The following is a 6,864-nucleotide window of genomic DNA, read 5'->3' as shown; positions in this document are numbered from 1 at the left end:
GGGCGCGAGACGCGGTGCGCGGCGCAGCGGCCGGTACGCGACCCGCTCGATCGTGTAGCCCACGCACGCGCAGACGACGGCGGCGATGCCAAGGCCGATCGTCAGCGTCGCGACGTTGCCGAGTCCGGGAAAGTGGTTCTGCAGCACGGTGATGGCCGACAGGGCGACCATCGCGCCGACCATCAGCACGTCACCGTGCGCGAAGTTGATGATGCCGAGAATGCCGTACACCATCGTGTAACCCAACGCGATGATGGCGTACACACTGCCGAGCACCAGCCCGTTCAGAATTTGTTGGACAAAAATGTCCATGTCACTCCCAAGAGTTGATTACTATTGGATCGGCATGCGAGAACGCCGATTACTCGTCGTTCTCGCTCGAAGTATCACTGCGTCGGACTGAGGTTATCGCCCGACACTTTGTACACGGTCACCGGCGCATCAATCCATTCACCGTTCTTGTCGAACGCGACCTTTCCGACCAGCGTCGAGAACTGGATTTGCTTGAGCATCGGAACGAACTTTTCGGGGTCCGTCGAATTCGCCGCCTTCATCGCCTGCGCGACCACCATCGTGGCCGAATAGAATGCCGGCGAGTAAACATCGTTCTTCACACCGAATTGCTTTTCATACCGCGCCGCGAATTCCGGACCACCGGGCAACGTCGCGAGCGGTGCGCCGCCTTCGGCGCAATACCCCCGCCCATTCAGCGTTCCGGCAGCCAGCTTCGGCATATCGACCGAGCAGATCCCGTCCCCGCCTAGCACCGGAACCGCAAGACCCAACTGCTTGGACTGTCGCCCGATGGCGGCTGCCTGCGCGTAGTACCCGCCGTAGAAGATCGCGTCCGGGCGCTGAGCCTTGATGTGCGTCAGAATCGCGTTGAAGTCCGTTGCCTTGTCGTTGGAATATTCCCTGGCGACGACGTCGATACCGTTCTTCTTCGCCGTCGCGGCAAACACGTCAGCTACGCCTGATCCGTATGCCGTGCGATCGTCGATCACCGCCACGCGTTTTGCATGCAATACCTTCGCCGCATATTCGGCCATGCGTGCGCCCATCACGTTGTCATTGGCCGCAAGCCGGAAGACATACGGGAAGCTCTGCTGCGTGATCGCCGGATTTGAAGCGGCGCCGGTAATCATCGGAACACGCGCATTGTTGTAGATGCGGGACGCGGGAATGGTCACGCCGGAGTTGTAGTGGCCGATGACCGCCTTCACGCCCGAATCGACGAGCTTCTGAGCGACAGCGACGCCCGTTTTGGGATCCGCGGCGTCGTCCTCGGACAGCATTTCGAACTTGATGGATTGACCGTCGACGACGATCGGCTTGCGATTCAGCTCTTCAATCGCCAGCCGCACGCCTCGCTCATCATCCTTGCCGAAATTCGATTGGCCGCCCGTCAACGGGCCCGCGACACCGATCCTGACAGTCTGATCCGCATGCGCGGCAGAAATCAATGCGGGGCTGATTCCCCCGAGCAACAGGGTGGCGATAGTGAGTTTGTGACAGTACTTCATGTGAAACCTCCGTGGCGTGGGCAAATTGGGTAGTCGACATGGTTGCAGCGTCAGGAGCGCGGGCACGGGATGGCCGATTGCGCTTGACGTGGGATAGTCAGTCCCGCCAGTGCGGTTGTGCAGATTCCAGAAGCCGCTTGAGCGAGCGAAAATGAAGTCGTGCATATTCATCTCGATCACGGTCGAATTCACGAGAAGTCCGACGAGCCAGTTCGTCGCTCACGCGCTTAAGCGGACGCCTGCTCGACATCGCGAGGATTTGGATCTGGGCGGCTCGTTCGAGGTAGTAGAGATCGTCGAGTGCCGCGGCAATCGAAGGGCCCGTGACTATCACGCCGTGGTGCTCGAGCATCAGGACACGCTTGGAAGACAACGCGGCGGCAATCCGGTCTCCTTCCTGTTCGCTGAGTGCAAGTCCTCCGTATTCCGAATGATCACGGTCGTAGGCAATGCGATCGAAAAAGCGAAGACTGTTCTGATATAAGGCATGTGCGTATGAAGTACGCATGCGGCATCAGGCGAGGCGCGATGAACTCGGGAATGGATGTTGAGCGCGGTTTTCTCGACTCGTCCGACTCCGTCGATTACCGAGCCGGCGGAATCGACGAGCAGCAAATCAGCCGGTCGGATCTCTTCGAAGCTGAGTCCGAACGGATTGATCAGATACGTTTCCCGACTGCCCGGGAGCAAGAGACTGAAATGGTTGCATGTGCCCTCGTGGAAGCCGAGGCGCGCGGCGATGCGAAATGCCGCGGCCAGATCGTCGCGAGCATTCGCGAGCTCATCGGTCTTCGATCCAGGAAAAAAATCGGTGGCGTGTGCCATGGGGTCGTCCAGTGCAAGTATGCGTATGCGATTCCCCTTCAATGTAGTGAATCAAACCTGCACGGATACATGTACACTTTAAAATGAGGGTGACTAACTGTATTGGGTTCGTCGCCTGTACGGTTATATGGGCCGGTATTTTTGATGTGATAGGTGCGGCGATGAAACCGATACTGACGCTCGATCCCCAGGGGGAATCGTCCCTGGTTCAACAGATCGTGGCCGGGCTGACGGCAACGGTGAACGAAAGAACCTGGCGGTCCGGGGCCAAGGTTCCGAGCATCCGCGTATTCGCCGAGGCACATGGCGTGTCGACATTTACGGTCGTCGAAGCATACGATCGCCTGGTGGCGCAAGGCGTCTTGATGGCACGGCGTGGATCCGGCTTTTATGTCGCGGATCGAAGTCGTAGCGAGATACCTCCGACCATCGAGAAACTCAACGAGGAATTCACGAACGGATGGTCGCTGCGTAACGTTCTGGAGGGAACGGAAGGCACGATTCACGCGGGCTCGGGATGGATTCCAGAGGCATGGTTCGACGCGGACGGCCTTGGGCGGGCGCTAAGACAGGTAGCGGCGCAGCCGCGATCGCTATTGGGGTACGGGCACGCAAAGGGGTATGAGCCGTTGCGTGAGCAAATCGTGCGGCAACTTGCGGAACACGAGATCGAGGCAAGTTCCACGGGCATCGTCACTACGCTGGGCGCAAACCAGGCGCTGGATCTCGCCATTCGTCACCTTACGCGCGAGGGCGATACCGTGCTGGTAGACGAGCCCTGCTACAGCGATCTGCTCGTTGCATTGCGATTGCGCAGGATCAAGGCAGTCGGGATTCCGATGACACCCACCGGTCCGGACGTCGTTTCGATGGAGCAGGCGTTCGAGACTCATCGCCCCAAAGTGTTCTTCACCAATACGCGGTTGCATAATCCGACCGGTGCGAGCTACAGCTCGGCATCGGCATTCAAGGTCCTGAAGCTTGCCGAGCGCTACGCCTGCATCATCGTCGAGGACGACGTCTCTGCCGGTCTGGTGTCCGGAAATTCAGTCGCGCTCGCGTCCATGGATCAATTGAAACGAGTGGTCTATGTCGGCAGCTTTTCAAAGACCATCGGTGCCGGCCTGCGCGTGGGATTCGTGGCCGCGGAGCCCGCGCTTCTCGAGGGTTTGCTTTACCAGAAGCTGGTGTCCGGAATGTCGACGCCGACGATCACGGAGCAACTGGCACATGCAGTGCTGTCCGAAGGACACTTCAGGAAGCAGGCCGAGCAATTGCGCGATCGTCTCGCTACCGCGCAGGAACGGACCTGTCGCCGGCTTGAATCGATCGGTTTTGAAGTGTTCTGCGAACCTCGATCCGGAATGTTCGTATGGGCACGGCCCGCGGGAATCAATTGCGATTCGGCCGAACTCGCTGTACGTGCTGTCGACCACAAGATTCTTCTGGCGCCAGGCAATCTTTTCTACGCCACCAATCCAACCAGTAGTTGGCTGCGATTCAATGTTGCGCACTGCAACTTCGATCGTCTTTATGCGTTTCTGGCGCATGCCATTGCACACTGACCCGGTCTCGTCACCAAGCCGCCAGGGAATCGGCGTCGCGCAACGAACCGGTGATCTCTCGAACCCGCTCGAGTCGGTACGCGCATGAGCTAGCGTCCACGCCGTGCGCGGATCCAACTGTGCAGGCAACAAGGCCTCTACAGTTATCTAGCGATCCACCGCAGTGTGCATGTATCTGTTCAGCTCGATTGCATAAATTGACGGACAACACGTCGTTCATGATTTCGATGCGGCGGTAACTCCGATCAATTTTCAGCATGAAAAAGATACGAAATTACGAAGCACTCCTCTCGAATGGCGTCGTTTCGTCACGGCAGATCGTACTCGAGATCGCGGACCGGACACTCGACAGGCTCGACAGCTACCAGCGAATTCGCAGCATCATGCGCATGGAAGGTAGCGTACTGCATATCGGAACGCGCTCGTGGGATCTTTCGCGCAAGCGAAACGTCTATCTGGTCGGCGCCGGCAAGGCTTGCAACCACATGGCAATGGCAGTCGACCATGTGTTGGGTGATCGCCTGACGCACGGTATCGCCATCGTGAAAATCCGGGAAGAATCGGACCGTTTCAACAAGACCGAGGTGTTCGTCGGCGGCCATCCCCTCCCGAACGAAGAAGGCCATCGGGCATCGAAGCAAATCATCGAACTCGTCGATCAGGCCGGACCAGACGACTTGTTCATCGCGGTGATCAGCGGCGGAAGTTCGGCGCTCATGTCCTGTCCGATCGAAGGCATCAGCCTGCAGGACGAGATCGATACCACGGACGTGCTGCTGAAATCCGGTGCAGGCATTTACGAGATCAATGCCGTGCGCCGGCACATCTCGGCCTTGAACGGCGGGATGTTGGCGCAGCGCATCCAGCGCACGGGTGCCGAACTGATCGGCTTCGGCATCAGCGACGCGGTCGGATCGCCTGCCACGGGCGACATTTCAGTGCCCTACGCAGCCTACAAAAGCACGCCGATCGGTCCCGACATGACGACCCTGGACGACGCTCGCGCCACGATCATCAATCGCAACGTGGCCGATCGCCTGCCCAAGAGCGTTGTCGACTATCTGATGAACGCAGGCCCCGACGCGGAGACCCCGAAGGCCTTTCCGGACAATACCTACTTCCTGCTCAACACGCTGCCCGACTCCTGCATTTACGCCAAGGCAGTCTGCGAGGAGATGGGTATCCCCGCAATGATCGTGACGTCGTTCCTTGAAGGAGAAAGTCGCGACGCCGGCACCTTCTTCGCGTCGATGGCGCGCGAAATCCAGACGTACGGCAACCCGATCAAGCCCCCTTGCGTGCTTCTCAGCTCCGGTGAGGTGACGACGCTTATCGACGATAACAGCGTGATCAAGGGGCACGGCGGGCCTGGCCAGGAAATGGCCGCAAGTTTCGCTATCGCGGCGGCCAAAACCACGGGTGCCTGCCTGCTGTCGATCGACAGCGAAGGCACGGACGGCACGGCGACGGCGGCGGGAGGCATGACGGACTCGACCAGCTTCACCGCGGCTGCCGTAAAGGGAGTCAACCTCTATCAGGCACTGCGCGAGCACAGCTGCTTCGAAGCACTCGAGTCGATCGACTCCGCCGTTTTCACCGGCAACACCGGTACCAACCTGTGTGACTTGAACATCCTTTATGTTCCTGAACCGAACGGGAGCAAGTGACATGGAAGACAAGATCACATCCGTCCGGGCACTTCAGATCATCGATTGCAAGTGCCGGCCCGCAGTCGAAGTCGAGGTGCGCACCCAAAGCGGTGCGGTTGGTCGAGGTGCGGCACCCACCGGCACTTCCGTCGGGACGCACGAATCGTTCGTCCTGAGGGACGGCGATCCAGCGACCTACGACGGGCTCAGTGTTCATAACGCCGTCGACAACGCGGTCAATGTAATTGGTCCGGCGCTGATCGGCATGAACGTGTTTGATCAGCGAGCGATCGACGAAAAAATGATCGCGCTCGATGGCACACCCAATAAGTCCCGCCTCGGCGGAAACACGATTTACTCGGTATCCATCGCGGCATTCCGTACGGCGGCGAATGCCCGATCGATTCCGCTGTACGCTCACATCGCCGGCCGCGACATCAGGACCGTGCCGGTCCCATGCTTCAACGTGATCAACGGCGGACGATACGATGGGCTCACCCAGCCGTTCAACGAGTTCCTGATCGTGCCGTACGGCACTGACAGTGTCGACTTCGCCATCGAAATGGCGGTGGCCGTGTTTCAGAAGCTTGGCCATGTACTGACCGAATATCTGGGCCACAAACCTCAAGTCGCCAGTTCCTATGGCTACGCCGCCCCTTCGGATGACCCGGAAGTCGTGTTGACGCTGATGCAAAAGGCCATCGATGCCTGTGGCTATACAGGCCGGATCGCGTTTGCGCTCGATTGCGCGTCAAGCGAGATGTACGACAAGGAAACCCGCACGTATCTGCTGAAAGGCAAACGGGTGTCCACCTCCGAACTCATTGCCTATGCCCGCTTCCTGACCGAGAAATTCAATTTGGTGTTCATCGAGGATTTGCTCGATGAAAACGACTGGGAAGGTTACAGCACGGCGGTTCGAGAAATTCGACGATCGATCATTCTGGGCGACGATCTCACGGTCACCAGTCTCCCGTTACTTGAGCGGGCTTTCGAGACTCGTGCCGTGGACGGGTTCGTGTTGAAGCCGAACCAGGTCGGAACGATCACGGAGGCGATGGACGCCTATCGATTTGCGCTGCAACACGGAATGATCGCGGTGCCCTCGGGCCGCTCCGGTGGTGTCGTGGATGACGTCGTGATGGATTTTTCGGTCGGCCTCGAAGTTCCGCTCCAGAAGAATGGCGCCCCCCGTTCCGGCGAGCGGATCGAAAAGCTCAACTTTCTGTTGCGGGCAAATGCGCGAAGCCCGGGTTGCCGCCTCTACGACATTTCACCACTTCTCCGATTCTGACCACTGAG

Annotated in this window: 5 protein-coding genes and 1 pseudogene; 3 read left to right on the top strand and 3 right to left on the bottom strand. The window is 58.9% G+C overall.

The annotated features are described in order from the left end of the window. The 3 genes and pseudogenes from U4012_RS32595 to U4012_RS36045 form a co-directional block, all read right to left on the bottom strand. A partial coding sequence (locus U4012_RS32595; RefSeq protein WP_415750424.1) for a branched-chain amino acid ABC transporter permease occupies positions 1-312 on the bottom strand: 312 nt, incomplete at its 3' end. 74 nt (positions 313-386) lie between these two features. Further along, complete coding sequence (locus U4012_RS32590; protein WP_321803739.1) at positions 387-1,523, bottom strand: branched-chain amino acid ABC transporter substrate-binding protein; 1,137 nt, start codon at positions 1,521-1,523, stop codon at positions 387-389. 97 nt (positions 1,524-1,620) lie between these two features. Further along, positions 1,621-2,348: pseudogene (locus U4012_RS36045) on the bottom strand (class II aldolase/adducin family protein). Positions 2,349-2,509: 161 nt separating this feature from the next. Here U4012_RS36045 and U4012_RS32575 point away from each other — a divergent pair. The 3 genes from U4012_RS32575 to eno all read left to right on the top strand — a co-directional run bounded on the left by U4012_RS32575 (position 2,510) and on the right by eno (position 6,856). Further along, a complete protein-coding gene (locus U4012_RS32575) occupies positions 2,510-3,913 on the top strand; it encodes a PLP-dependent aminotransferase family protein (protein WP_321803734.1) in 1,404 nt (467 codons plus the stop codon). A gap of 257 nt (positions 3,914-4,170) precedes the next feature. Continuing rightward, positions 4,171-5,580 (top strand): glycerate kinase, encoded by a 1,410-nt coding sequence (locus tag U4012_RS32570; RefSeq protein ID WP_321803732.1) that lies wholly within the window; start codon positions 4,171-4,173, stop codon positions 5,578-5,580. A gap of 1 nt (position 5,581) precedes the next feature. Then, complete coding sequence (eno, locus tag U4012_RS32565) at positions 5,582-6,856, top strand: phosphopyruvate hydratase (RefSeq protein ID WP_321803730.1); 1,275 nt, start codon at positions 5,582-5,584, stop codon at positions 6,854-6,856. Positions 6,857-6,864: the final 8 nt, after the last annotated feature.

The organism is Burkholderia sp. BCC1988, assembly GCF_905339895.1.
In the GTDB taxonomy this organism is placed as follows: Bacteria; Pseudomonadota; Gammaproteobacteria; order Burkholderiales; family Burkholderiaceae; genus Burkholderia.
The sequence above is the reverse complement of the archived record's forward strand: the minus strand, read 5'-3'. Positions and strand labels throughout refer to the sequence as shown.